The organism is Streptomyces sp. NPDC056580 (assembly GCF_042793175.1).
In the GTDB taxonomy this organism is placed as follows: domain Bacteria; phylum Actinomycetota; class Actinomycetes; order Streptomycetales; family Streptomycetaceae; genus Streptomyces.
The window spans coordinates 13,708-36,584 of record NZ_JBHTVE010000007.1; the positions used below are offsets into that span (position 1 = coordinate 13,708).

At 70.0% G+C, this 22,877-nt stretch carries 28 protein-coding genes and 2 pseudogenes; 16 read left to right on the forward strand and 14 right to left on the reverse strand.

Annotated elements, in window-relative coordinates:
* The first annotated feature begins 132 nt into the window (after positions 1 to 132).
* Genes ACFQ9Z_RS16440 through ACFQ9Z_RS16450 form a run of 3 tightly spaced genes read left to right on the forward strand, consistent with a single transcriptional unit; the run spans position 133 to position 2,469 of the window.
* A complete protein-coding gene (locus ACFQ9Z_RS16440; RefSeq protein WP_383017242.1) occupies positions 133 to 735 on the forward strand; it encodes a non-oxidative hydroxyarylic acid decarboxylases subunit B in 603 nt (200 codons plus the stop codon).
* Between the two features lie 28 nt (positions 736 to 763).
* On the forward strand, positions 764 to 2,191 hold the full coding sequence (locus ACFQ9Z_RS16445; protein ID WP_383017245.1) for a non-oxidative hydroxyarylic acid decarboxylases subunit C: 1,428 nt from the start codon (positions 764 to 766) through the stop codon (positions 2,189 to 2,191).
* Between the two features lie 32 nt (positions 2,192 to 2,223).
* Positions 2,224 to 2,469: a non-oxidative hydroxyarylic acid decarboxylases subunit D gene (locus ACFQ9Z_RS16450; RefSeq protein WP_383017248.1), complete on the forward strand. Its 246-nt coding sequence runs from the start codon at positions 2,224 to 2,226 to the stop codon at positions 2,467 to 2,469.
* Between the two features lie 37 nt (positions 2,470 to 2,506).
* On the opposite strand, the gene ACFQ9Z_RS16455 is transcribed toward ACFQ9Z_RS16450, so the two are convergent.
* Positions 2,507 to 2,764 carry a hypothetical protein gene (locus ACFQ9Z_RS16455; RefSeq protein WP_383017252.1) on the reverse strand — a complete coding sequence of 86 codons (258 nt, stop codon included), beginning with the start codon at positions 2,762 to 2,764 and terminating at the stop codon, positions 2,507 to 2,509.
* Positions 2,765 to 2,976: 212 nt separating this feature from the next.
* The gene (locus ACFQ9Z_RS16460; RefSeq protein ID WP_383017256.1) at positions 2,977 to 3,879 is read right to left on the reverse strand and encodes a DMT family transporter; all 903 of its coding nucleotides are present in this window, start codon (positions 3,877 to 3,879) and stop codon (positions 2,977 to 2,979) included.
* Here ACFQ9Z_RS16460 and ACFQ9Z_RS16465 point away from each other — a divergent pair.
* Positions 3,838 to 4,155 (forward strand): annotated as a pseudogene (locus tag ACFQ9Z_RS16465) (TetR family transcriptional regulator); the annotation flags it as partial. The gene ACFQ9Z_RS16460 and the pseudogene ACFQ9Z_RS16465 sit on opposite strands and share 42 nt — an antisense overlap.
* A 241-nt stretch (positions 4,156 to 4,396) precedes the next feature.
* Positions 4,397 to 5,348, forward strand: a pseudogene (locus ACFQ9Z_RS16470) (SDR family NAD(P)-dependent oxidoreductase).
* 107 nt (positions 5,349 to 5,455) lie between these two features.
* Here ACFQ9Z_RS16470 and ACFQ9Z_RS16475 read toward each other — a convergent pair.
* Positions 5,456 to 6,004, reverse strand: coding sequence for a putative immunity protein (locus ACFQ9Z_RS16475; RefSeq protein ID WP_383017259.1), 549 nt, complete (start codon positions 6,002 to 6,004; stop codon positions 5,456 to 5,458).
* Positions 6,005 to 6,232: 228 nt separating this feature from the next.
* Between ACFQ9Z_RS16475 and ACFQ9Z_RS16480 the strand changes: the two genes are divergently transcribed.
* Positions 6,233 to 6,964 carry an alpha/beta hydrolase gene (locus tag ACFQ9Z_RS16480; RefSeq protein ID WP_383017262.1) on the forward strand — a complete coding sequence of 244 codons (732 nt, stop codon included), beginning with the start codon at positions 6,233 to 6,235 and terminating at the stop codon, positions 6,962 to 6,964.
* A 160-nt stretch (positions 6,965 to 7,124) separates the two neighbouring features.
* Here ACFQ9Z_RS16480 and ACFQ9Z_RS16485 read toward each other — a convergent pair whose 3' ends face one another.
* The gene (locus ACFQ9Z_RS16485) at positions 7,125 to 7,646 is read right to left on the reverse strand and encodes an LGFP repeat-containing protein (RefSeq protein WP_383017264.1); all 522 of its coding nucleotides are present in this window, start codon (positions 7,644 to 7,646) and stop codon (positions 7,125 to 7,127) included.
* A 68-nt stretch (positions 7,647 to 7,714) separates the two neighbouring features.
* On the reverse strand, positions 7,715 to 8,044 hold the full coding sequence (locus ACFQ9Z_RS16490; protein WP_383017267.1) for a hypothetical protein: 330 nt from the start codon (positions 8,042 to 8,044) through the stop codon (positions 7,715 to 7,717).
* A 269-nt stretch (positions 8,045 to 8,313) separates the two neighbouring features.
* On the opposite strand from ACFQ9Z_RS16490, the gene ACFQ9Z_RS16495 reads away from it, so the two are divergent.
* The 3 genes from ACFQ9Z_RS16495 (at position 8,314) to ACFQ9Z_RS16505 (ending at position 9,806) form a co-directional block, all read left to right on the forward strand.
* Entirely contained in the window at positions 8,314 to 8,700 is a 387-nt protein-coding gene (locus ACFQ9Z_RS16495) for a hypothetical protein (RefSeq protein ID WP_383017270.1), read from the forward strand.
* 59 nt (positions 8,701 to 8,759) lie between these two features.
* Positions 8,760 to 9,077 (forward strand): putative quinol monooxygenase, encoded by a 318-nt coding sequence (locus ACFQ9Z_RS16500; RefSeq protein ID WP_383017273.1) that lies wholly within the window; start codon positions 8,760 to 8,762, stop codon positions 9,075 to 9,077.
* 102 nt (positions 9,078 to 9,179) lie between these two features.
* Positions 9,180 to 9,806, forward strand: a complete 627-nt coding sequence (locus ACFQ9Z_RS16505; protein ID WP_383017276.1) for an isochorismatase family cysteine hydrolase — start codon at positions 9,180 to 9,182, stop codon at positions 9,804 to 9,806.
* An 87-nt stretch (positions 9,807 to 9,893) separates the two neighbouring features.
* Here ACFQ9Z_RS16505 and ACFQ9Z_RS16510 read toward each other — a convergent pair whose 3' ends face one another.
* Positions 9,894 to 10,211, reverse strand: coding sequence for a hypothetical protein (locus ACFQ9Z_RS16510; protein WP_383017279.1), 318 nt, complete (start codon positions 10,209 to 10,211; stop codon positions 9,894 to 9,896).
* A gap of 1,352 nt (positions 10,212 to 11,563) precedes the next feature.
* On the opposite strand from ACFQ9Z_RS16510, the gene ACFQ9Z_RS16515 reads away from it, so the two are divergent.
* Together ACFQ9Z_RS16515 and ACFQ9Z_RS16520 are read left to right on the forward strand one after the other, a co-directional pair.
* A complete protein-coding gene (locus tag ACFQ9Z_RS16515) occupies positions 11,564 to 12,220 on the forward strand; it encodes a YeeE/YedE family protein (RefSeq protein WP_383017282.1) in 657 nt (218 codons plus the stop codon).
* Positions 12,220 to 12,636, forward strand: a complete 417-nt coding sequence (locus tag ACFQ9Z_RS16520) for a YeeE/YedE thiosulfate transporter family protein (protein ID WP_383017285.1) — start codon at positions 12,220 to 12,222, stop codon at positions 12,634 to 12,636. The genes ACFQ9Z_RS16515 and ACFQ9Z_RS16520 overlap by 1 nt, the downstream gene beginning before the upstream one ends.
* A 94-nt stretch (positions 12,637 to 12,730) precedes the next feature.
* Here ACFQ9Z_RS16520 and ACFQ9Z_RS16525 read toward each other — a convergent pair whose 3' ends face one another.
* Positions 12,731 to 13,969, reverse strand: coding sequence for a protein kinase (locus tag ACFQ9Z_RS16525; RefSeq protein ID WP_383017289.1), 1,239 nt, complete (start codon positions 13,967 to 13,969; stop codon positions 12,731 to 12,733).
* Positions 13,970 to 14,355: 386 nt separating this feature from the next.
* Here ACFQ9Z_RS16525 and ACFQ9Z_RS16530 point away from each other — a divergent pair, with 386 nt between their 5' ends.
* On the forward strand, positions 14,356 to 14,733 hold the full coding sequence (locus ACFQ9Z_RS16530; protein ID WP_383017293.1) for an STAS domain-containing protein: 378 nt from the start codon (positions 14,356 to 14,358) through the stop codon (positions 14,731 to 14,733).
* 90 nt (positions 14,734 to 14,823) lie between these two features.
* On the opposite strand, the gene ACFQ9Z_RS16535 is transcribed toward ACFQ9Z_RS16530, so the two are convergent.
* Entirely contained in the window at positions 14,824 to 14,961 is a 138-nt protein-coding gene (locus tag ACFQ9Z_RS16535; protein WP_383017296.1) for a hypothetical protein, read from the reverse strand.
* A gap of 763 nt (positions 14,962 to 15,724) precedes the next feature.
* Positions 15,725 to 16,087 carry a winged helix-turn-helix transcriptional regulator gene (locus ACFQ9Z_RS16540; protein WP_383018426.1) on the reverse strand — a complete coding sequence of 121 codons (363 nt, stop codon included), beginning with the start codon at positions 16,085 to 16,087 and terminating at the stop codon, positions 15,725 to 15,727.
* Between the two features lie 129 nt (positions 16,088 to 16,216).
* Between ACFQ9Z_RS16540 and ACFQ9Z_RS16545 the strand changes: the two genes are divergently transcribed.
* A complete protein-coding gene (locus ACFQ9Z_RS16545) occupies positions 16,217 to 17,248 on the forward strand; it encodes a zinc-binding alcohol dehydrogenase family protein (RefSeq protein ID WP_383017299.1) in 1,032 nt (343 codons plus the stop codon).
* 228 nt (positions 17,249 to 17,476) lie between these two features.
* Here ACFQ9Z_RS16545 and ACFQ9Z_RS16550 read toward each other — a convergent pair whose 3' ends face one another.
* Positions 17,477 to 18,100, reverse strand: coding sequence for a TetR/AcrR family transcriptional regulator (locus tag ACFQ9Z_RS16550; protein WP_383017302.1), 624 nt, complete (start codon positions 18,098 to 18,100; stop codon positions 17,477 to 17,479).
* A 76-nt stretch (positions 18,101 to 18,176) separates the two neighbouring features.
* On the opposite strand from ACFQ9Z_RS16550, the gene ACFQ9Z_RS16555 reads away from it, so the two are divergent.
* The 3 genes from ACFQ9Z_RS16555 (at position 18,177) to ACFQ9Z_RS16565 (ending at position 19,960) form a co-directional block, all read left to right on the forward strand.
* On the forward strand, positions 18,177 to 18,869 hold the full coding sequence (locus tag ACFQ9Z_RS16555) for an NAD(P)-dependent oxidoreductase (RefSeq protein WP_383017305.1): 693 nt from the start codon (positions 18,177 to 18,179) through the stop codon (positions 18,867 to 18,869).
* Positions 18,866 to 19,270 carry a pyridoxamine 5'-phosphate oxidase family protein gene (locus ACFQ9Z_RS16560; RefSeq protein WP_383017308.1) on the forward strand — a complete coding sequence of 135 codons (405 nt, stop codon included), beginning with the start codon at positions 18,866 to 18,868 and terminating at the stop codon, positions 19,268 to 19,270. The genes ACFQ9Z_RS16555 and ACFQ9Z_RS16560 overlap by 4 nt, the downstream gene beginning before the upstream one ends.
* Positions 19,271 to 19,426: 156 nt before the next feature.
* Positions 19,427 to 19,960, forward strand: a complete 534-nt coding sequence (locus ACFQ9Z_RS16565) for a 2'-5' RNA ligase family protein (protein ID WP_383017311.1) — start codon at positions 19,427 to 19,429, stop codon at positions 19,958 to 19,960.
* A gap of 137 nt (positions 19,961 to 20,097) precedes the next feature.
* On the opposite strand, the gene ACFQ9Z_RS16570 is transcribed toward ACFQ9Z_RS16565, so the two are convergent.
* From ACFQ9Z_RS16570 to ACFQ9Z_RS16585, 4 genes are all read right to left on the reverse strand, one after another.
* On the reverse strand, positions 20,098 to 20,604 hold the full coding sequence (locus ACFQ9Z_RS16570) for a DinB family protein (protein ID WP_383017314.1): 507 nt from the start codon (positions 20,602 to 20,604) through the stop codon (positions 20,098 to 20,100).
* Between the two features lie 141 nt (positions 20,605 to 20,745).
* Positions 20,746 to 21,132, reverse strand: a complete 387-nt coding sequence (locus ACFQ9Z_RS16575) for a DUF4440 domain-containing protein (RefSeq protein WP_383017317.1) — start codon at positions 21,130 to 21,132, stop codon at positions 20,746 to 20,748.
* 584 nt (positions 21,133 to 21,716) lie between these two features.
* The gene (locus ACFQ9Z_RS16580) at positions 21,717 to 22,427 is read right to left on the reverse strand and encodes a hypothetical protein (protein ID WP_383017320.1); all 711 of its coding nucleotides are present in this window, start codon (positions 22,425 to 22,427) and stop codon (positions 21,717 to 21,719) included.
* Positions 22,424 to 22,726 (reverse strand): lamin tail domain-containing protein, encoded by a 303-nt coding sequence (locus ACFQ9Z_RS16585; protein WP_383017323.1) that lies wholly within the window; start codon positions 22,724 to 22,726, stop codon positions 22,424 to 22,426. The genes ACFQ9Z_RS16580 and ACFQ9Z_RS16585 overlap by 4 nt, the downstream gene beginning before the upstream one ends.
* Between the last annotated feature and the right edge of the window lie 151 nt (positions 22,727 to 22,877).

The window sequence follows — 22,877 nt, forward strand, 5'->3', positions numbered from 1 at the left end:
TCGGGGTGTAGGCCAGATCCCTCACTTCAGGCTGTCCGTTTTTCCCCATCGTGAGTCCCGAGGGTACCGCTGCCCGCCTCCGACTGCGGCCTAGCGTAAAAGCACAGGTCAGCGAAGTGTGAGGAGTGATCGGTGCGATTGGTCGTGGGAATGACCGGGGCGACGGGAGCCCCGTTCGGTGTCCGTCTCCTGGAGCAGCTTCGGGAGCTGCCGGACGTGGAGACACATCTGGTGCTGACCCGGTGGGCGCGCGCCACCATCGAGCTGGAGACCGGCCGGTCCGCGGCCGACGTGTCCGCGCTCGCCGACGTCACGCACCACCCCGACGACCAGGGAGCCACCATCTCCTCCGGGTCCTTCCGCACCGACGGCATGGTGATCGTGCCCTGTTCCATGAAGACCCTCGCCGGGATCAGGACCGGCTACGCCGAAGGGCTTGTGGCCCGCGCCGCCGACGTCACCCTCAAAGAGCGCCGCAAGCTCGTCCTCGTCCCGCGGGAAACACCGCTGAGCGAGATCCATCTGCAGAACATGCTCGACCTGGCCCGCATGGGCGTGCAGCTGGTGCCGCCCATGCCGGCGTTCTACAACGACCCGCGCACCGTCGACGACATCGTCGACCACGTCGTGGCCCGCATCCTCGACCAGTTCGACCTGCCCGCGCCCGCGGCCAAGCGCTGGGCCGGTATGCGCGCGGCCCGTACCGCCTCCCGACCCTCGGCCGACGCCGCCTGAGATCATCCACCCCGCAAAGGACTTCAACATGGCCCATGACGATCTGCGCAGCTTCCTCAGCACCTTGGAGACGGAGGGCCAGCTGCTGCGCATCACCGAAGAAGTACTGCCCGAACCCGATCTCGCGGCCGCCGCCAACGCCACCGGCCGCATCGGCGAGAACGCCCCCGCCCTCTACTTCGACCAGGTCAAGGGCTTCACCGACGCCCGCATCGCCCTCAATGTCCACGGCTCCTGGGCCAACCACGCGCTCGCCCTCGGACTGCCGCGCAACACACCGGTCAAGGAACAGGTCGAGGAGTTCGCCCGCCGCTGGGACGCCTTCCCCGTCCCGCCCGAGCGCCGCGAGGACGCACCCTGGCGGGAGAACCATCAGGAGGGCGACGGCGTCGACCTCTTCTCCGTCCTTCCCCTGTTCCGCCTCAACGACGGCGACGGGGGCTTCTACCTCGACAAGGCCGCCGTCGTCTCCCGCGACCCCGAGGATCCGGAGAACTTCGGCAAGCAGAACGTGGGCACGTACCGCATCCAGGTCATCGGCCGCGACCGGCTCGCCATCCAGCCCGTGCCCATGCACGACGTCGCCCAGCATCTGCGCAAGGCCGAGGAGGCGGGCGAGGACCTGCCGATCGCCATCACCCTCGGCAACGACCCCGTGATGGCGATCGTCGCCGGCATGCCGATGGCGTACGACCAGAGCGAGTACGAGATGGCGGGCGCGCTGCGCGGCGCGCCCGCCCCGATCGCCACCGCGCCGCTCACCGGGTTCGACGTGCCGTGGGGCAGCGAAGTCGTCATCGAGGGCGTCATCGAGTCACGGAAGCGGCAGATAGAAGGCCCCTTCGGCGAGTTCACAGGCCACTACTCGGGCGGGCGCCGCATGCCCGTCATCCGTGTGGACCGAGTCTCGTACCGTACGCACCCGGTCTTCGAGTCGCTGTACCTCGGCATGCCGTGGACCGAGTGCGACTACCTCGTCGGACCCAATACCTGCGTGCCGCTCCTCAAGCAGTTGCGCGCCGAGTTCCCCGAGGTCCAGGCCGTGAACGCCATGTACACGCACGGCCTCATGGTGATCATCTCGACCAAGAAGCGGTACGGCGGCTTCGCCAAGGCCGTCGCCAAGCGGGCCATGACGACACCGCACGGCCTCGGCTACGTGTCCCAGGTGATTCTGGTCGACGAGGACGTCGATCCGTTCAACCTGCCGCAGGTCATGTGGGCCATGTCCGCCAAGGTCAATCCGAAGGACGACGTCGTCGTCATCCCGAACCTGTCGGTCCTGGAACTCGCGCCCGCGGCCCAGCCGGCCGGCATCACCAGCAAGATGATCATCGACGCGACGACGCCGGTCGCCCCCGACGTCCGCGGCAACTTCTCCACGCCGGCCAAGGACCTGCCCGAGACCGCCGAGTGGGCTGCCCGCCTGCAGCGGCTGCTCGCGGCCCGCCGCTGACTCCCCGTAGTACCCACGAGAGGACGACTTCCGTGAACGACACCGCTGTTGAGTGCCCCAGGTGCGCCTTCGAGGCCGTCACCCGGCTCGCCACGTCACCCGTCCCAGGAGTGTGGGACGTGCTCCAGTGCGGGCGCTGCCTGTACACCTGGCGGACGATCGAACCCGCCCGCCGCACCCGGCGCGACGCCTACCCGGAGGCCTTCAGGCTGACCGAGGACGACATCGACAACGCCATCGAGGTACCCGCGGTCCCACCGCTGCGAGGCCACAACTGACCGCACTGGCCAGCCCTCGTCCGGTGACGTGTCGTGGCTATCGCAGGGCGGTGACGTTGGCGGGTGAGCCGACTCCGCCGGTCAGGTTGAGGGGTTTGACGGTCAGGAGGCTGTCCCAGCGGCCGGTGGTGCGGCAGTCCACGGCGAGGGCGTGGAGATTCCACAGTTCACCCAGCGGGAGGCCCAGCCTGGCGATCAGTTCCTGGTGCATCATGCCGTCGCCCTCGGGTGCGTGCCGGAAGTCAATGCCGGCCAGTACGGGCAGGACCTCGACGTCGAAGGTGTCGGTGGCCATCAGGGCGATGCGGCGGTCCCAGCACCAGGCCGCGAAGGCGCGGTGTCGCGCGAATCCGGTGGCACGCCGCTGGGCGCGGATTGATCAAACTGAACGGCCGAATCGCCACCGCTACGGCCTCGTCGAGGCAGCGGCCGCCGAACGGTTCGGCTACTGGGCCTCTGCGCACGCTTACCGCCGTTGCCGCTGACGTCGCCGACGGAGCCGGGCGACTACGGCCGGCGCGCTCCGGAAGCAACTGGGGCCCTGCGCGCGGGAGTTCCCGGTGCGCCGCGGTGGACGACGGCGACCGCCGCGAGACCGATCACCAGCCCGCAGGCGGACTGCGGGCCGAAGGGTTCCCGGAAGACGAGGGCTCCCCAGATCGCGGTGACCGGGGCCATGAGGTACATGAGGGTGTTGACCTTGGCGACCCCTGAGCGCTTCAGGACGAGCCAGTAGATGCCGTAGCCGCCGAACGTGGACAGGACGACGAGCCAGGTGACCGCGATCCAGAACGATGCATCGGCGGGCGGCCGCGCAGCCCGCGCGCACAGGGCGAGGACGCTGAAGACGACGGCGCTGGCGGTGCAGTGGACCGTCATCGCCACCGAGGGAGGAGTCTGCGTGCGGGTTCGGCCTTCGAGGAACGTGGCGGCGACGAGCGAGAGCATCCCGAGGAAGGGCACCAGGTAGGCCCACCCGGGGGCGTCCGCGCCGGATCCTGCGTCGGCAGCCGTGACGACGATGACGCCGGTCAGCCCCAGCACCAGGCCGAGCCACTGCCTGCGGGACACGTACTGCCGGAGCAGCGGTCCGGCGAGCGCCCCGGCGACGAGGGGCTGGGCGCCGTCGATGAGTGCGGTGGTGCCGCTGGGGACCCCGTGCTGGATGGCGACGTACACCGTGAGCAGGTAGCCGCTCTGGGACAGCAGGCCGATGACGATCTGCCTGCCCAGCGCGCGCGGGGAGAGCCCCCGCCACGAGGCTCGGGTGAAGGGGACCGTGGCGATCAGGAGCACGGCGAGCGGCAGGAACCGCCACATCAGGATCGTGACCGCGGAGGCGCTGCCGGCGCCGAGCTTGGCGCCGACGTGGCCGTCTTCGACGCCGCGCGCGCCTGGTCGGCCGAGCACGGCTCCAAGGGGTGCGGCATGGTCAACGCCCACGCCGAGATCAGCGATCCTTCCCATCCCGCGTACGCGATCATCGCCGAGCAGAAGCGCTGGATGCTCGCCCTGTTCACCGACCTCGCCCGCGAAGTCGCCCCGGAAACGGCCGAGCGCCTCGGCCGGTCGCTGATGCTCCTGCACGAAGGGGGGCTCGTCGCCCACGGTCTGAGCGTCTTCCCGGATCCCCTCGGCCACGCCCGCGACCTCGCCCAGGACTTGGTCGGGCGACACGCGCTGTAGGAGCGAGGCAGGGGCGATCACTCACGTGACCATCGGGCGCCGCACCTGAGCCGGGTCCGCCGACCGCACCCGTGCGGGCTCCGTGCCCGCTCGTTCGATGCGGTTCGCCGTCAGGGGTGTCGGGAGTCTGTCGGCCGTGCGCGTCATCTCTCGGCGGGATGTCGGCGGTGGTTGCGATCTTGGGGCGTGTTGGCGGTGCTCCCGACGAGCACGCCGCCCGAGAGCGCAAGGAGCTGTCATCGTGTCTTCCGCATCCCAGAGCCGCTCGTGGGACGTTCACCGGCTGCCGTCTGCCGAGGGAAAAGCCTTCCTGGTCACCGGGGGTAACGCCGGGATCGGCTACTTCGTCGCGGAGCAGCTCGCCGCCACCGGCGCCGTCGTCGTACTCGGCAGCCGGGACCGCTCGAAGGCGGATGCCGCTCGGGCCTCTGTACGTTCGCGCGTCCCCGGCGCCGAGGTGCGGCATCTGCAACTCGACCTCGCCGACCTTTCGTCCCTGAAGACCGCCGTGGACAGGCTGGAGTGCGATCGCCTCGATGCGGTGGTCCACAACGCGGGGGGCGCGCTGGACGACCCGCCGCGTCAGGTGACCAGGGACGGCCACGAGCTGATGTTCGGCACCAACCACCTCGGCCACTTCGCGCTGACCCAGTGGCTGGCCCCCCTGCTGTCCGCGGCGCCGGCGGCCCGCGTCGTCACGGTGGGGGAGCTTCGCGGCGCGGTCCGAACGACTGGATCTCGGCGATCTGCAGTCGACCCGGGACTACCGGCCCAAGCGCACCTACGGCCGGTCGAAGCTGGCGCAGATGTCCTTCGGCTTCGAACTCGACCGCCGCCTGCGTGCCGTCGGCAGCACGGTGCTCAGCGTGGTGGCCCACCCCGGCGGCGCGCTGGACTCCCTCACCCCGTCCCGCCCGCCGGTGAGTGCGACGACCGCCGGCGAGCGGCTACGCGCCTTGCCGTCCGCGCTCCTGGTGCAGGGCAAGGACGCCGGCGCATGGCCCATCGCCCGTGCCGTCCTCGACTCGCAGGTGCGGGGAGGGCAGTTGTGGGGGCCGAGGGTCTTCGGCCTGCGCGGCGAACCCCGGTGTGAGCCCGTCCCCTCTCACATGGCCGACCCGGCCGTCGCCGCTCGGCTGTGGGCCGCCAGCGCAGAGCTGGCCCGCACCGATCCTCACCTCGGCTTTCGGTAGTCGCGAGCCCCACCTGGGGCCCCGAAGCGGAGGCCCGGCGCCGACCGCTGTCTGCGCGCGGGCTGATGCTCGCGGTCAGGCGGGCGGCGCCGTACGGGCGTCGGGGGTCATTCGGCAGGGGTGGGGGAACGAAGGCCGGCGTCCAGCATGCGGATCAGCTCGCCAACCCGTCCACCGCCGGCGGGTGCCGCTGGGAAGCGTTTGAGCACCTCCACAACGACCGGTGTCGCGCGGCGCACCGCTCGCTCGACGTGGTCGGCGGCGATCGCCGGATCGTGGCCCGCCACGAGTTCGGCCGCTCTGGCCGCGTGGGCACCGGCTCCCAGAATGTGCTTGACCTGCGTGGCCTTGGCCAGTGGATGCAAGTAGGCGGCGCCTGCGGCGGACATCGCCGCCCGAGCTGCCTCGCTCGCGGCCGCAGTGTCCGCGGCCTTGGCTGCCCTGAGGGCCGCCCATGCCGTGTCGCGCAAGGACTTCCCTCGCCCACCACCCCGAGCGAACTCCCAGGCGGCACCGACAGCGTCCCGAGGTCGCGAGTCGTCGGGCTGGTCGGCCTCGAACACCTCGAGCACCACCTCCGCGCACGCCGCGGCGAACGCGGTGAGCTCACGAAGGTCTTGCGTACTCAGCGCGATCCTGTCCTCGTCTCCTGCCATGAGTCCATCCTCGGCCATGGCGACGGGCCGGCGTCCGCTCGTGGAGCGGCGCGAGAATCCCTTTGGCGGACCGGCGCGACCGCTGCTACCTTTCCGTAGGCCGTGCTGGAGAACGAGGAGGTGGTACCCGTGAACACAGTTTCGACATGGGTGCTCCCCTCCGGGGTCACGGTCGGGCGACGGGTCGTCCGGGAGCGCCGTTCCTGAGCACTCCCGAAAGGCACGACCGTGCACTTCACTTCTGAACGGCGTCTCGAAGACGGCGTCCTCGAGCGCGAATTCACCCTCGACGACATCCCCGGCATCCTGTGGACGCCCGCGTCCGCGCCGGCGCCGCTGATCCTCATCGGCCACCCCCCGCTCGCACTGCGCAGGATGTACCCCCGGCTGGCCGGCCGGGCCCGGTACTACGCGACGCGGTACGGCTTCGCCGCGGCCACCATCGAACTCCCCGGGAGCGGTGAACGCCCCCGCTGGGACGCCGTCGAGCAGGCCCGCGCCGATCTGCGCCGGGCGATGGGGGCCGGCGAGCCGGTCGGCGACGAGATCGTCGACGCGCTCGTCCTCCCGTTGGTCGAGAAGGCGGTACCGGAATGGCAGGCCGCCCTGGACGCCCTGCTGCCGCTGCCCGAGCTCGGCGGCCCGGTCGGGTACGAGGGAGGAGTGATCTCCATCGGTATCCGCCTCGCGGTGGTCGAGCCGCGCATCGTGGCCGCCGGGTTCTTCGCCGGCAGTCTCGTACCTGCCGCCATGTTCGAGGAGGCCCGTCAGGTCACCATCCCGCTGCAGGTCCTGCTGCAGTGGGACGATGAGGGAAACGACCGGCAGGCGGCCCTGGACCTGTTCGACGCCTTCGGCTCCAAGGAGAAGACCCTGCACGCCAACCTCGGCGGCCACACCGGCGTCCCGCAGTTCGAACTCGACGCCGGGGCCCGGTTCTTCGCCCGCCACCTGATCTGAGACCGGGCCGTCAGGCCGCCGGCGGACGGTGAACCGCGTCGGCCGAGCGCCGCCCGCCGTAGGCGGATCCCGGCGCTCCCGCCTGTTCACACCGCGGGCCCGCGCGCTGTTCACACCGCGGGCCCGCGCCGATTTCGGCACGGGCCCGCAAAGCCCTTTTCTACACCGGGTTCTGCTCGTAGTCGTCCCCGTAACTGGTCTCCAGGATCACGCCGGCCGTAGGGGTCCAGGTCAGGTACATTCCGTGCTGAAACTTATTCGACCGGTGGTTCGAGGGTCCGTGTTCGTCCGAGGTCGGATAGCCGACCTGGCTGCGTTCCCAGCCCATGCTCGCCCACTTGTCGCGAATCGCACCGTGCACTTCCCAAGCCCCCGTTTCCGGGGTCCAGTAGATCGAACCGTTCTCGAAGTGGTTGTAGCGGCCGACCCCGTCCGGAGTTCCCGTCTCGTCCGTGATCGGATAACCCAGGAACCTCTCGGCGCCCAACCAGGCCCAGTGGTCTCGGATGGCTCCGTGCACCTCGTGGGCCCCCGTCTGCGGTGACCAGTCGATCGTGCCGTGTTCGAAGTCGCGCGAGCGCCCGCGCCCGTCGGGGTTCGCGCCCTCGGCCGTGCCGGCACCGGCGTCCACCGGTGCCCCGATCCAAGGGATCGTGGCCCACTTCTCGTCTATGGCAGTCATGTGCTTCGACCCTTTCGCTGGTCTCTTTCCAGGAGAGATCCCATCCCAGGAGCGGCAAGACGACGAGCTCAATGCCATTCGGCCGGAACGGCCGAGCTTCCTCGATCGGCAACTGGGGGACGTTCGTGATTCATCCCGCGCACGCTTCTCACAACGAGGCAAACGCCGACGACATTTAGGGCATTGGATACCTTCAGTATCGCCCATTTGAGCGAATCGGCAACCGCGGCGTCGAGGCCGAGGCCGATGCTCGACAGGGCCAGAATGCACATTATGTCCTGCTCGCACGTTCGTCTGTCGTAGGACTGGTCGTTGGGCGGCAACAGCACTGCGGCGAACTGCTCAGGGTGCTCGACGGCGAACCATTCGTCGCCCGTGCGGTCACCGCCGGTCCCCACCGGCCGGTTGAACGGCTTCCCCGGAGCGGCGGCGCAGGGCGTCTCGCCCTCCCGCGCGGTCCGTCTCGCGCCATTCGGGCCACAGCCCGGCGACGGCTGTCGGCAGACCTCTGGCCCTGGCCGCAGCAGGACGCGGCAGATGCGGGTTCCGTGACGGAGGGGCCTGGTCGCGTTCGCGTGCACCATCGCGTCGGCCCGACCCCACACCGTCGTGAAACGCCGCATACGCTGGAAGTACGCGCCGCCCTCACGAACCAGGGAGTCGTGTCGTGACCCGCACCCATCGCTTTCACCTAGAGGTGGAAGGTCACTCCGTCACCGTGCAGACACGCCATGCCGCACGCGAGACCGAGCTGCTCGTGGACGGCAAGGTGGTCGGCTACCAGCATGCTCACGCCGGACACCATGAACACACGACCACGCTCGCTGCCGAGCTGCCCGGGGATCCGCCCCAGCTGTTCCGCATCACCCTGCGATCCGGTGATACTCCCGAGCGTGCGGGCGACTGCGTGCTGGAGTTGGCCGGACGCCGGCACCCTGTGCCCGAGATGCCACTGACCCAGTCGGACACCACCCCGTCCGGCATGGCTCGGCCCTCATGGCGTCCGGTGCGCAGGCTTCTGCGGAGGCTCCTGCGACACACGCACCGCCGGTGACGTCGGCGCGCGTGCCGCCGGCTCTGCGGTGAGACTGGGAGTGGCAGAAGGAGGCCCGAATGAGCCAGATGGCGCTTTGCGTCCGCTTCACACTGCGTGACGGTGCAGGGGAAGAGTTCGACGAGCTGGTCCGGGAGGCCACCGCGGCAGTCCTCGAACACGAGCCGGGCACCCTGGTGTACGCCTGCAGCGAGGTCGAAGGAGCGCCGAACCAGCGCCTCTTCTTCGAGCTGTACGCCGACCGCGCCGCCTTCGAGGAACACGGACGTCAGCCCCACGTCCGTCACTTGCTCAGTGAGAGCAAGAAATACGCGGAGAACACAGAGATCGACCACCTCCGGCCCTACGCCGGCAAGTACCCCTCCCAGCCCGCATAGCGGTACGTGCCGGCGCCGACTGTGCCGCTTGGTCACGAATCGTATGGTCAGGGAGCAGCCCGGGACCGAACCACCCGAGTGGTGCAGTCACGAGGAGCAGCCATGGCCACGACGTACGATCCTCGCCACACGACCGTCCTGCTGGTCGACCCCTACAACGACTTCCTCTCGGAGGGCGGCAAGGTCTGGCCCCGTCTGGAGCCCGTGGCCCATGATGTCGGTCTTCTGAGCCACCTGCGGTCCGTGATCGACGCCGCCCGGGAGAGCGACGTGCGCGTGGTGTTCGTACCGCACCGCCGCTGGGAGCCGGGCGACTACGAGACGTGGGACCATCCGACACCCTCGCAGCGGAAGATCCAGGAGGTCCACCACTTCGCCCGGGGCTCCTGGGGCGGTGAGTTCCACCCTGACTTCCAGCCGCGGCCGGGCGAGATCGTCGTGCAGGAGCACTGGGGGTCGAGCGGGTTCGCCAACACGGACCTGGACATGCAGCTCAAGCAGCACGGCATCAGCCACGTCGTTCTCGTCGGCGTCCTGGCCAACACCTGCGTCGAGGCAACCGGCCGTTTCGCCATGGAACTCGGTTACCACGTCACGCTCGTGACCGACGCCACCGCGGCCCTCAGTCCCGAGATGATGCACGCCGCTCACCGACTCAACGGTCCCACCTACGCCCAGGCCATCGTCACCGCGGACCAACTCGTCACCGCACTCGACGGCTCGCGGTGATCACCGTCGGAGACAGCTCGCTGCCGCGGACGCAGGACGCGGAACCCTCTCGACGCGGACGTCGCCGAACATGCCGGCTGGAGCGGGTCACGGTGTGCCGCCGCTGCCCTTGGCCCTGCCACCGGTGAGCTGACCCACCAGCATGACGACGACGCCGGCCAGGAGTACCGCGGCGCCGATCAGCGTTCCCAGCGGCCGAGCGTCGGAATCGCTGATCATCAGACCGAAGACCAGCTGCCAGCACAGTGCGAAGGCCACCACCAGCTGCCCCCAGCCGTAGAGCCGCGGGGCCCGGACATGGCGCCGGTTCATGGGGAGCACCCAGCCGCTGGTGACCGCCGCAAGGCCGGAGGCGGCTATGAGCAGGACGAGCAGGACAAGAGGCACTGCGAGGTACAGCTTCACGGTTTCTCCCCCGCCTACCTGGGCCACGGCCGACCACAACATGATCATGTCACCGGCAGCATCGCACGTCCACGGTCATGCGCCCAGACCCAGGGGATCTCCCGCCGAGGTCAGGCCGGACTCCTGATCCAAGCGACGAGCCGGGTCCACCAGCCGCCCTCGGCGTCCGGCCGGGCCGGTGCCCGCCTTGCTCGGGGTGTCGGCTCCTCCGTGCCGGCACTCGTGCGCGGCGTCGACTCGCACGTGCATCGCTGATGCGCCGGCACACCGGCGAGTACTTGTTCCACGTGTCTTCCGCAGCCCTCATAGGTCGCCTTCCGGCATGCCCTGCAGACAGCACGTCGGCACATGGTTTCCTCCGTTGAAGCAGACCCTGATGTACGGCTCAGTAATATCAACAGTTTCGTCACAACTGAAATTTACATTTCCACCACAACGAGCCTGCGAATGGGCACGGTCTCCACAAATCACCGGCCCCTGCGGCAACGGGACCGGCCGTGACGGCCATTCCAGCCTCCAATCCGACCTCACCATTGGTCGCCCTTATCCAACTATTGGGGACAGGAAGGCCTGAGTACCGCGTGGCACATCTCACCCAGCGAGGTCGACCGGTCACGTCGGCAGGTCCCCCTGAAGTTGCCCGGGGCACCGGCGCAGTGGTTCGATCACGCCCGGCCGAGAAAATGGAGCAGACGTTCCGCATTGACAGGCCGTCACCGCGCCATTTTGGGATCGTCGGCCTGGCGCGGCGAGGGCATGGAACCGAGAACGGGCAAACCGCTCAGTCGAACGGGTGGTGTGTGCCAGTAAGAAGGGAGCAACGTGAGTTGCTCGCACGCCGCAGGGTGTCCCCTTTTCCCCTTGCTCAGATCGAGCTTGCAAGGGTGGCGTGACTACTACTGCGACAGCGAGGATCACTGGCGCGGTTGCGCGCGCTACGAGATGTCACTCACCGGGGAGCGCGTGCCGATCAGCCTGCTGCCCAACGGAGCCGTCGCGCGGCACCTCGAGGACGCGGCCACCGACACGGGCCGGTCCGGCGCGGTCGACCCCCGGCAGGGGCAACCGCAGGCCCCGCCGCCCCAGCAGCGTCCGTGGTCACCGGAGAGCACTCCCTGGTCGCAGCCCGAACCGGCGCTGCCACCACAGGCATCTGGACCCGCGGCCGCAGCTTCGGAGACCGGGAATTGGTTCGGGCCGGCGTCCGCACCGATCCCCGTCTCGCTACACCGGCCGTCACCGTCTCCGCAGCTGCCCCAGCCTGAGGACCGCCCGTCCCGGAGTGCGCGGCAAGGAACCGGCCCGAAGCGCGGCTTGTGGGCCCGCTTCACCGAATGGATGGGAGGCCCCGCATGAGCGGCTACTGGCCCTGGTGGGCCGGCGCTGCCGGGCTCGCCTTGATCACCATCAACTACGCCCTCACCACGGACCGGTCCTTCGGGGTGTCGTCCGCGTGGGACCGTGTGCTGCACTGGCGCAGGGAGCGGCACCTGGAGAAGATGGACGAGGAGTTCACCGACGACCGTGCTCTGGCGGAAGCCCTCGCCGCCGCCACGGCGGAGCACTTCGGCACCAGCCCGGGCGCGCCCGCGGTGCCGCCGGGTGCGTACGGGTCGTCACAGCCACTCGCAGCGGACGCCGAGCCGACGGCGAATGAGGACATCCCGGCCGCCGCGCCGGGCCCAGCCCCGTTGGTCACCCAGGCCGCCCTGCTGGTGTCGATCTTCGTCGGCGGACTGATCGCCGCGCTCACCTCCGGCCGGTTCCACCTCCGCTTCGACATGGGCCCGGGTTTTCGCAGTGTGGTCACCGCCGATCCGATCACCATGCTCGTCCTGCTGTTCGTCGGTGGCGTGCTCGTCGGCTTCGGCACTCGGCTGGCCGGCGGATGCAGCTCCGGTCACGGACTCAACGGCTGCGGCCGCCTGCGCCCGGTCAGCCTCGTCGCGACCGCCGTGTTCTTCGGTACCGCCGTCGCGGTGTCGTTCCTGCTGTGGAAGGTGATCTGATGCGTACTCGGGGCGCGATCCTGCTGGCCAACATCATCACCGGACTGGCTCTCGGCTTCACGGTCTCCAACATCGGCTTCGGCGACTACAGCGAACTGAACCGCATGTTCACCTTCCAGGACACGCGCATGCTCTTCTCCTTCGCCGGCGCCGTCGGGATCATCGTGTGCGCGTTCGCTCTGCTGCGGATCCGCCGCACCCCAGGGCGCATCCACGCCGGGGTGATCCCGGGCGCCGTGCTGTTCGGCACGGGCTGGGCGATCTCCGGCGGGTGCCCGGCGATTCCGATCATCCAGGTCGCCGGCGGATACCTTCCCGCCTTGGTCACCATCTTCGGCGTCACCGTCGGCATCAGGCTGTGCCGCTGGGCCAACGCCCGCTACTTCCACCTCGACCGCGGTTCCTGCGGACTGTGACCAGGACACCGTGACCACTCCCCTGCCGCTGCGGCGGCGGGCGGAGGACTGGCAGGGGTGGCGCGGAGCCTGTTGTGCCGCGTTCGGGCACGGCTCAGTCGTCGGAGCGCTGTCCCTTGCCTTTCCCCCGTCGCTGTCCGTCCTTGCCTCCGTGGTTCCGGCCGTCATCGCGCTCCCGCCCGGGTGGCACGGTGACGGCCGAAGTGGCAGTGGCTGCGGCCGGGGACGGTGTCGGCGTCACGGGTACGGAGGTGACCGCGGCCGGGGTGACCGTCGCCGGGGCGGGCGAGGACGGCGCCGCGGGGGCGTCGTCGCCGGATCGCATCGACGCTCCCAGCGCCGCCGCGGCAGCGAAGAGCGCCAGGCCGATGCCGCAGACGGTGGCCCGGGTGGCCAGTCCGCGGCGGCCCCGCGGGCGGGAGTGCGTCGTGCCCCGGGATGGCCGGCGCGCTGGTCCGGAAGCGGAGGTCACGGGCGCCGCGGGCGTGCTCGTCGCACCGCGCGGGGCGGGCGGGGTCGGCGTCCGGTGAGAGCCGGCGAGCCAGTAGGCCGCCTGCTCGGCGGTGGGCCGGTGGGCCGGGTCCTTGGCGAGCAGGAGCAGCACGTAGTCGGAGAGCTGCTGCGGTATCCCCGGGCGCAGCCGGCTGGGCGGTGCCGGGATGGCGTCGACGTGCTGCTGCACCACGGCCAGCGAGGTCGCGCCGCGGAACGGAGGCCTGCCCGTCAGGAGTTCGTACAGCACACAGCCGAGGGAGTAGACGTCGGACGCGGGCTGGGCGGCGCGCCCGAGGGCGCGTTCGGGAGCGAGGTAGTCGGCGGTGCCGAGTATCCTCCCGGTGGCGGTCAGCGTGCTGGCCGCCTCGTCGGCGAAGCGGGCGATCCCGAAGTCGGCGATCTTCGCTGTGCGGTCCGCGCTCAGCATCACGTTGGCGGGCTTGATGTCCCGGTGGATCACTCCGCGCTGGTGCGCCGCGGCCAGACCGGCTGCCGCCTGGGCGACGACGGCTGCCGCGTCCTGCGGGTCGAGTACCCCGCGCAGGGACCGTTCCTGGGCGAGGGTCCAGCCGTCGACGAGTTCCATGACCAGGTAGAACTGGTCGTGCTCGGAGCCGAAGTCGTACATGCCGACGACGTTGGGGTGGTTGAGCCGGCCCGCGGTCCGCGCCTCGAGACGAAAACGCTCGGCGTCCGCGGCCATCTCCTTGTGCAGCAGCTTGACCGCCACGAGGCGTCCCAGGAGCTGGTCGGCGGCCCGCCACACCTCCCCCATCGCCCCACGCCCCAGCCGTTCCTGCAACTGATAGCGGCCCGCCAGCAGCCCTTGCACACCCACCCCGATCAACAACGACGCTCGTACTTCCGCGGCCCCCGCCCCAAGCCTTCGCACGCCTCCGCTACGGGGCGGACAGGGCAGGCCCGGTTACGGGGGGAAACCAGGCCTGCCCCTTGGGCGCCCGTTTGCCCTCCCCCGGAGGCTGGGCGCCACGACCCCGCCCGGGGTCACTCAGATCAGCGTGCGACCCGACAGGAGTGTCACAGGGTGACGGGGATGATTGCAAGATCAACACCTCCATGGAGACGCGCACGGACAGCCGTCACAGCTCGAACACCGAGTGACACACGACACCTCCTGCGTTATCTCCGTCTCACCCGGGCATCACCCGATGCATACGGGGCAGCGATTCCGGATGAAGGCCTGGATGTGCCAGGATCACCGACATGGCTGAGGAAGAAGTGGCGGACATCAAGAAGGCCGAGCAGCCGGAGCAGTTGTCCATCGTGGCCACCGCCACCGACGGGATCCACGTGCTGGCCGTGGCCGGAGACATCGACCATCACACCGGTGTCGCGCTCAGCAGGGCCCTTGACCTCCCCCGCACGCCCCGCCCCCGGGTCGTGGTGGACCTGAGGCAGGTGGCCTTCATGGACTCCAGTGGCATCAACATCCTCATCGCCGCGCACCGCGCCCTCACGGAGGCCGGCGGCTGGCTCCGCCTGGCAAGCCCGACAGGTATGGTGCTGCGCACCCTGCAACTCGTCGGCGTAGACACCGTCATCGACTGCCGGGACACCCTCGACCAGGCGCTTGCCGACTGACCCCTCGCCCGCCGGCCGCGGAGAGAGGCAGGCTCCTGGCCGGCCCGCGCACGGGTCTCGGCGGGCGAAGGGTCGGCGGTGGACAGCCGGTCACTCGGACGGGTCGGTCTGGGGCCGTAGCTGCTGCCAGCAACGGTGGACGTGCTGCTCGGCCTCTCGTACGGCGTAAGAAGCGACCTCCTCCGACGGCACGACGACCAGTCGGCGCGTCCCGGACTCGGATGTCATGACACGCCGCGGAGGGCGGAAGAAGGGCGCGCCGCGGCTGCGGCCGGTGCGGTACAGGACCGCAGCTCGGGCGAAGAGGATCGCGGCGATGACTGCTGCGGCTGTCAGTGTGGTCGCCGCGTGCTGATGTGGCATGGGTGCGGGCTCCGTGTGGCGCGGGCGGTCGGCGTCACACCGCGCGGCGGCTGCCGGGCCGCCGGGTGAGAGCCGCACCGCGGACGCGGGAGCGACTGCGGCTGCACTGCCCGGCGGTGCCGGGGGCGTCGACACGCGCTCGTCGCACGGGCGTCGAGCCGGGGGTCGTCGTGGACGTGCCGGGAAGGCTCGTCGGTGTGTCGGTCGGCATGCGGGATCGCTCCAGAAACGGTCTGAGGGGCGGCGGCCCCGAAGACGGCGTGTTCCGGAGCCGACCCCAACGGTGCTGTCAGGGTTCGCCACGCGAGGGAGCACCGCGGCCGCTGGACGGAGTCGGCAGCCCGGGTCTTCCCGCTGGGCGCGCGCCTCCGGTCCGAAGCACAGACCTCACCTGCCCTCCCGCTGAACCTGCAAACCAGGCGCCCCCAGCACGCAGTGGGCGCCGGCTCATGGAAGCCGGAGGCAGGTGGTGTCGTCACCGGTGCTCTCGTCCCGGAGCGCGGTGAGGTGGTCGCCCGCACGGTCGGCGCAGCTCTGCGCTCGTGAGGGTGTGCCGGTCGCCGGTCGGCGAGGGGTAGGCCGTTACGGTCAGCGATCTGATCGGCGTCAGCCCTGAGCGATATCGGCGTCAGCCCGGAGTGATCTCGTCGACGTGGGTCTCCACCCACAGCCGAAGTTGCGCCAGCGGCTGTGCCACGCTGCGCCCGAGGTCCGTCAGCGCGTACTCCACGTGCAGCGGCACGGCGGGGTAGATCGTCCGGTCCACGAAGCCCTTCTCCTCCAAACGGCGTAGCGTCGAGGTGAGCACCTTCGGACTGACGCCCTCCAAGCGCCGCTGCAGCGCCCCGAATCGTTGCGGCCCCTCCTCCATCGCTCCGATGGCGAGCGCCGACCACTTGTTGGCCAGCAGGTCCAGAACCTCGCGACACGGACACTGGGCCGCGTAGACGTCGTGGTGGTCGTGCCGTTCGGATGCACATGCCGTCACCATGGTCACGCCCTCTCTCGTGTTCGACTACGGCCATGCTTCCTTTTGGGAAGTAGCTGCCCTTGAAGGTTACTGCGTCCCTGGAGTTACGTTACGAGCGCAGTCACCAACAGCACTACCAGGAGCCAGGAAATGAGCGAAATACCTGCCACCATGCCCGCTGTCGCCTACCGCAAGAGCCTGCCCGTGGACGACGCCGAAAGCCTCGAAGACGTCACGCTGCCGGTACCGCAGCCCCGCCCCCGTGACCTGCTGGTGCGGGTCGAGGCCATCGCGGTCAACCCGGTCGACTACAAAGTGCGGCAGAACAACGACCCGGGCGGCGAGCCGAGGGTCCTCGGGTGGGACACGGCGGGCACGGTCGTCGCGGTCGGCGACGAGGTGGAGGAGTTCGAGGTCGGCGACGACGTCTTCTACGCCGGGGCCATCGACCGGCCCGGCTCCAACTCCCTCTTCCACGCCGTGGACGAGCGCATCGTCGGCCACAAGCCCGCCAGCCTCTCCTTCACCGAGGCGGCAGCGTTGCCGCTGACGTCGCTCACCGCGTGGGAGGGCCTCTTCGAGCACCTCGGTCTGCGCGAGGGAGCCCTTGAGAAGACCGGCACCTTGCTCGTCACCGCGGCTGCGGGCGGCGTCGGCGCGATGGTGGCCCAGCTGACACACGCGCTGACCAGCCTGACCGTGATCGGCACGGCCTCACGCCCGGAGACCACCGAGTTCGCCCGCCGTATGGGGGCCGCCCACATCGTCGATCACCGCGAGCCACTGGCCCCGCAGGTGGCCGAGGTGACCCCGGGCGGAGTCGACTACGTCTTCAGCACCGCCGGCACGGACAAGAACCTGGCCGCGTACGCGGACATCCTCAAGCCGCTCGGACGGGTCGTGGCCATCGACGACTTCGGTCCGATCGAGATCGGCCTGCTGAAGTCCAAGAGCATCTCCTTCCACTGGGAGTTCATGTTCACCCGCTCGCTCCACCAGACGCCCGACCTGGCGGTGCAGCGGCACATCCTGAACCAGATCGCCCGCCTGGCGGACGCCGGGATCATCACCACCACGGCCACCACCGACCTCGGCACGATCAACGCGGAGCACCTGCGCGAGGCCCACCGCATGCTGGAGTCGGGCAGGACGATCGGGAAGATAACCTTGACCGGCTTCTGAGCCTGCCCGCCCCATCCGGGAACCGCGCGGACAACGACTCCGACGACCGCGCCTGCGGTGGCACCGGACGCACGGACCCACCACCGCGGCGCGACCCGCGGACATCGCGAGGACGCGCCGGCCCCCGCCGGGGGGTCGGTCCCCCGTGTACGCACCTTCACGCCGGTGCCGCCCGGCAAACGCCCGCCGATGGACGGCGAGGGCAGACGGCGTGTCACCGTAGGCCGGTCAGTGCCGACGGCCTGGGCCGGTGGTTGCCCCGGTGCGCGGTCTCGGGGCCAGTGCCGCGCGCAGCGCCGGGGTGAGGATGCGCCGGGTCTCGGACGGGGTGAGGCCGGCGGAAGTGGGGAGGGGGTTGACATAGCGGGTGTAGATGAGGCCGCCGAGGACGGTCACCACGGCCGTGGCCCGGGCGGTCGCGTCGAAGCCGCCGAGAAATTCAGCGAGCGGGGCCAACAGCTCGTGCTCCAGGTACTCGCGGATCACCTCTGCGGCCGCGTCGCCATGACCGGTGAGCCGTCGGAAGTCGGCGTCCTCCCAGAGGTTCGTCAGCGCGTCGATCAGGCGGCCGGGGAGGGTGGCCGGGTCGCCGCCGAGGACGGCGTCCACTGCCAGTGCGCTGGCGCATTGGAACTGCATGACCTCTGCGAACAGGCCCTTCTTCGAGCCGAAGTGGTAGGCGATCAGCGCCGAGTCGACCCCGGCAGCCCCGGCGACCGCGCGCACCGTGGTGCCCTGGTAGCCGCGCTCCAGGAACAGCGCGCGGGCCGCCGAGACGATCGACTCGCGGGTCGGCGGGTTGCCGCGGGGGCGGCCTCGGGTCCGGGCGGCGGCTGGAGCTTGGTTATTCATCGGCGTTGAGCCTGCTTCTTGTGGTCGGCACCGTCAAGGGCGTCCCGCGAACCCCACGAAGGAATGACCCGACACCATGCGCATCGCAGTCTTCGGCGCCAACGGACCGACTGGCCGCCACCTCACCGACCAGGCCCTCGCCGCCGGCCACGAGGTCGTCGCCGTAACCCGCCGCCCCGGCTCCCTCACCGAGCGGCCCGGCCTCACTGTGGCCGTCGCCGACGCCACCGACCATGCGGCCGTCACCGCCGCGATCGGCGGAACCGACGCCGTCCTGTCCGCGCTGGGTGCGCGCTTCAGCAAGGACACGATCACCACTTACTCGGCGAGTGCCACGGCCATCACGGGGGCCATGGCACGCCATGGCGTCAAACGGCTGCTCACCGTCAGCTCAAGCATCGCCGACCCGCACTGGCGCCCCACCGGAGCGCACTTCTTCAACCTCGTGCTCGACCCCTTGGTGAACCGACGCCTCGGCCGCACCCTTCATGAGGACATGCGCCGCATGGAGACCCTGATCCGCCGAACGGACCTCGACTGGACCCTCGTCCGACCCTCCGGCCTCTTCGACCATCCCACCGTAACGGCCTACCGCACCGCCGAGACCAGCGCCGACGGCGTGTTCACCGCCCGCCCCGACCTGGCCGCGAGCATGCTGCGCGAGCTGGAGGAGCGACGGTACGTCCGCACGGCCATGGGTGTCATCACCACGGCTGTGAAACCGAACGTCGCCAAGCTGATCTGGAACGAGGGCGTGAAGAAGAAGTGAGCCGGGCGGCAGTCGAACTCCCGTCCCGGGTGCGGGTCTTCCTCACATACGCGTGCACGGCCACCGTCACCACCCTGCGCCCCGACCGCACCCCGCACGTCACCCCGGTCCGCTTCACCTTCGACCCGGCCTCGGCTCTGGCCCGGGTGACCACTCGGGCGGGGGCCCGCAAGGCCCGGAACGTGGCCGCGGGCGGACCGGCGGCCCGTGTCCCGCTCTGCCAGGCGGACGGCTCGCGCCGGGTCACCCTCGAAGGCCGGGCCGCAGTCACCGACGAACCCGGACGCCTGGCCGAGGCCGTCCGCCGCTACAGCGCCCCCTACGGCACTCTCCCGCCCGGCCCGCTGGACCTGGTCGTCATCGAGATCGCCGTCGACCGCGTGCTGAGCCGCAACCTCTGAAGCTTCTGCAGGGAGGTCCAAGGGCATCGCGATATCTGCCCTCCGCGTTGGAGCAGCAGCGGGCGACGTGGCTGTAGATGGACAGCACACCGCGCTGCAGCAGCGTGATCCCCCGGGCACACGGAAACGCCAGGCGGCTGCCGGTAGGCTGCGGCGGTGCGCACGGTCGAGCTCCTATTGGACGAAGCGGCAGAGCTGGCGGTCCGGAAGGCCTGGCGGCGGCTCGCGGACGCCGGCCTGCCCAGCCAGGCGCGCCATCGCTCACCGACCAACAGCCCGCACCTCACCCTGGCCGCCTGCCCGGAGCTGACCGCCCCGATCCGCTGGGAGCTCGGCGGGGTGGCCGCCGCTCTGCCGCTGCCGGTGCGGTTCACCGGCGTGGTCCGCTTCGAGCGGCCGACCTCGGTTCTGGCCTGGGCGCTGGAACTGGACGTCGCGCTGGTCGACTTGCATCGCCGGGTGTGGGAGGCCGTGGCCTCGGACAGCCCTCCCGAGACCCTCAACCCCTTCCACGAGCCCGGGCGCTGGAGCCCGCACGTCACCCTCGGCCGCACCCGGCGCGCCGGCGCCTTCACCGGCCGGCGAATCCCCGAACTGCTCCCAGCTCCACCGCTGTCGGTCCGTCTCACCACTCTGCGCAGCTACGACACCGGGACCGGCGCTTTGGAGGTGCTGGAGCCTCGGCCCTGAGTGCGACGCAGGGTGACCGCCGCCTCCAGGCGTCGCTCGACGCTTACCCCTTCCACGGCACGGTCGCCGTCGCCTCGATCCGGCTCTGGCTCTGGCTCTGGCTCTGGCTCTGGCTCCGCCCATGATCTCCGCCGGTCCTAGTCGCCGGTCGTGCCGTCGAGCATCTCGCGCAGGATGTCCAGGTGGCCGTTGTGGCGGGCCGTCTCCTCGATGAGGTGGAGGAGGATCCAGCGCAGGTCGACGTGGAGGCCGTCGCGGACGGCTCTCTGGGCCTGCTCGTCCAGGCTGGTCCCGGCGACCAGTTCTCGGTAGCGGGCGCTCTGTTCAGCGTATTCGTGGAGCAACTGCGTGAGCGGGAAGTCGACGGCGATACGCATCTCGCGGTCCGGGTCCTCCTCGGTCCAGGGGCCCCGGTCCTCCTCCCCGAGGAAGACCACTTGGAACCAGTGGTACTCGACCCAGCGGAGGTGGTTGACCACTCCGCTCATGGTCATCAGCGGTGAGCCCGGCAGAAGCGCCTTGCGGGCGTTCTCCGCGGAGACGCCATCGCACTTGGCGCGGGCGGTGTCACGTACGTAGTCGAGGAACGTGGTGAGCTGGGTGCGCTCGTCCCACGCGCGCGGCGTGTCATCGATTCTGGTCATCGCGTGAAGCGTCCCTGATCACCACGACCGATGTCGAGGCGATTATCGACGGGCCGGCCCTGCTCTACCCGACTCCTTGTCCGGCGGTCGCCACAGCGGTTCAGCGCCGGTGGGCCCGCCGGGCACGGTAATAGCCGGCAGTCAGACGCTGTCGGGCGGGACGGGTGTCGCCTGGTGGTAGTACATCTGCCATCTCGCCCCCGCACCCTGCTTGCGCCAGAGCGAGCTCCGCCGGGCCCGGTTTCCCTCCCGGGTGGTCTCGTAGGTGAGGTGGACCAGTCCGGGTGCCAGCACGGCACCGGTGAAGTCAGAGGGCTCATAGCGTGGACCGCTTTCCGGCGCACCGTCCAACTCGGGCAGCGCGGCCAGCATCTCGTCATACGTCCACCGCCGCCCCGAAGCGCCGACTTCGACGAAGTCCGGGTCCAGCAGTTGTCGGGCGAGGGATCGTGAACTGCGCACACTGGGATCCATGAGGCGCAGCTCGCCTGCGATGGCTTCGCGCACTTCATCTGTCTCTCGGCTCATGCGAGCATCTTCACTCAAGCGACCAGGCCCCCTGCAAACGGGTCACCGCGCACAGCCCACGGCACGGCCTCCGTGACTGCCCGTCCCTCCCCACGGCCCGCGGGGTACCAGCCCGTGCCGGTCCCGGGGTACTCCGGCCGGCGTGGAGGCACTCACTCGGGCCGGCCGCAGCCGTTGCGCCGGGCGGCCGGTACGACCGGCGCCAACGACCTGTTCGAACGCCGTGGCGAGGACGCCGTGTCCGTCCGTACTACGGACACCCGTCGGTCCATTATGAGAGGAAAGCCCCGATTCCCCTGGAGGCCTTGCATGCACCGTGAGGGTTTTCCTGCCCCGTCATACCGTCCATCGACGTGATGCCGGTCTCCGCAATCGGCAAGGTCGACCGCGACTCCTTGGCCAAGCTCTGCGCCTGCGCGTCGACGCCGGCGCGCCGACGGGTTCGGGTACTGGCGAGCGGCAGCGGGCGATGACCACGACACGGACCGGCGGTGGCCTGGAGTAGCGGGACCTGACGGAGGCGCCCGGCCACGCCGGCCGTGTGCGGTGGACGGCGACGGCCGCGGTCTCCCGCGATCAGGGGGTCAGCAGGGGAAGGTGCCGCTGTAGAGGGCGTGTCCGTAGGAGGAGCTTCCGGAGCCGAAGCCGTAGACGCCGTCGTCGCTCCAGACCGCTTCGCGCGCCCCGTTGACGCAGGTCGACGTGGGCGCGATCGCGAAGCCCTCCAGGTTGTCGACCGGCATGACGGCCGGGTTCGTGTAGGTCACGTCCGGCACGATCGTGCCGGCGGCGCTGACCTTCAGGAAGGTATGCGTCTCGCCGCAGGTGTTGTCGCAGGTCGCGACGATGCGCTGGGTGCCGGCGTCGAACGTCACGTCCATGACGGACGTCTTGCCGGTCGAGACGGTGCCGAACGTGGTGAACGTGCCGTCGGAGTTCAGGCCGTAGACGTGCAGCGTGCCGTCCCACTCCAGGCCGGCGAAGTACAGTCCCGATCCGTGCAGCGGGTAGTTCGCCGGGTCGTAGGCGGCCCCGGTGCGCGGGTCGACCCAGCGGTTCGCGGTCAGCCAGCTGTCGGGCACGTAGCCGACGCCCTCGAACCCGAGGTTGGCGTCGTCCTTGCTGCCGGTGTCGAGCTGGGGGAACTGCGACGTCATGTCCCACTGGTGGACCGGTGTCAGTGTCGAGCCGGTCGCGGCCGGGTCGAACTCCATGATCGTGTCCTTGGGAACCGTGTTGTCGGCGTTGTCACGCTCGGACGTCACGTAGATGTGGCCGTTGCCGCCGACCGTCACTCCCTCGGAGTCACCAGCTTGTCCGAGTCACCGAGCCCCTTGGGCGAGTCGAAGGTGACGAACCCGCCGGCTGGGATCGTGGTGGCGGACGGGGTGAACGACTGCGGCGAGAAGCCGTCGTCGGACATCTTCCAGCCGCTGAGGCTCACCGCGGTGGAGCCGGTGTTGTACAGCTCCACGGTGTCATTGTTCGAGGAGGTGACCTCGTTGATGCGAACGTTCTGATAGCCGACCGGGTCGGCGGCAGCCGCCGACTGGGCGGCAAGCAGCCCGGTGGCGACCAGTCCTGAGAACGTCAAGGCCGCGGCGCATAACGAGGTGACGCCGACGCGTGATTCTGAAGTAGGCACGAGGCGGAACTCTGGTGACACGAGGTTGAAACAGCGTGTACTCCGCCTGAATGCAACCCGCTGACCACCGGAACGCCAGGCTCGCATCGCCGCCGCACGC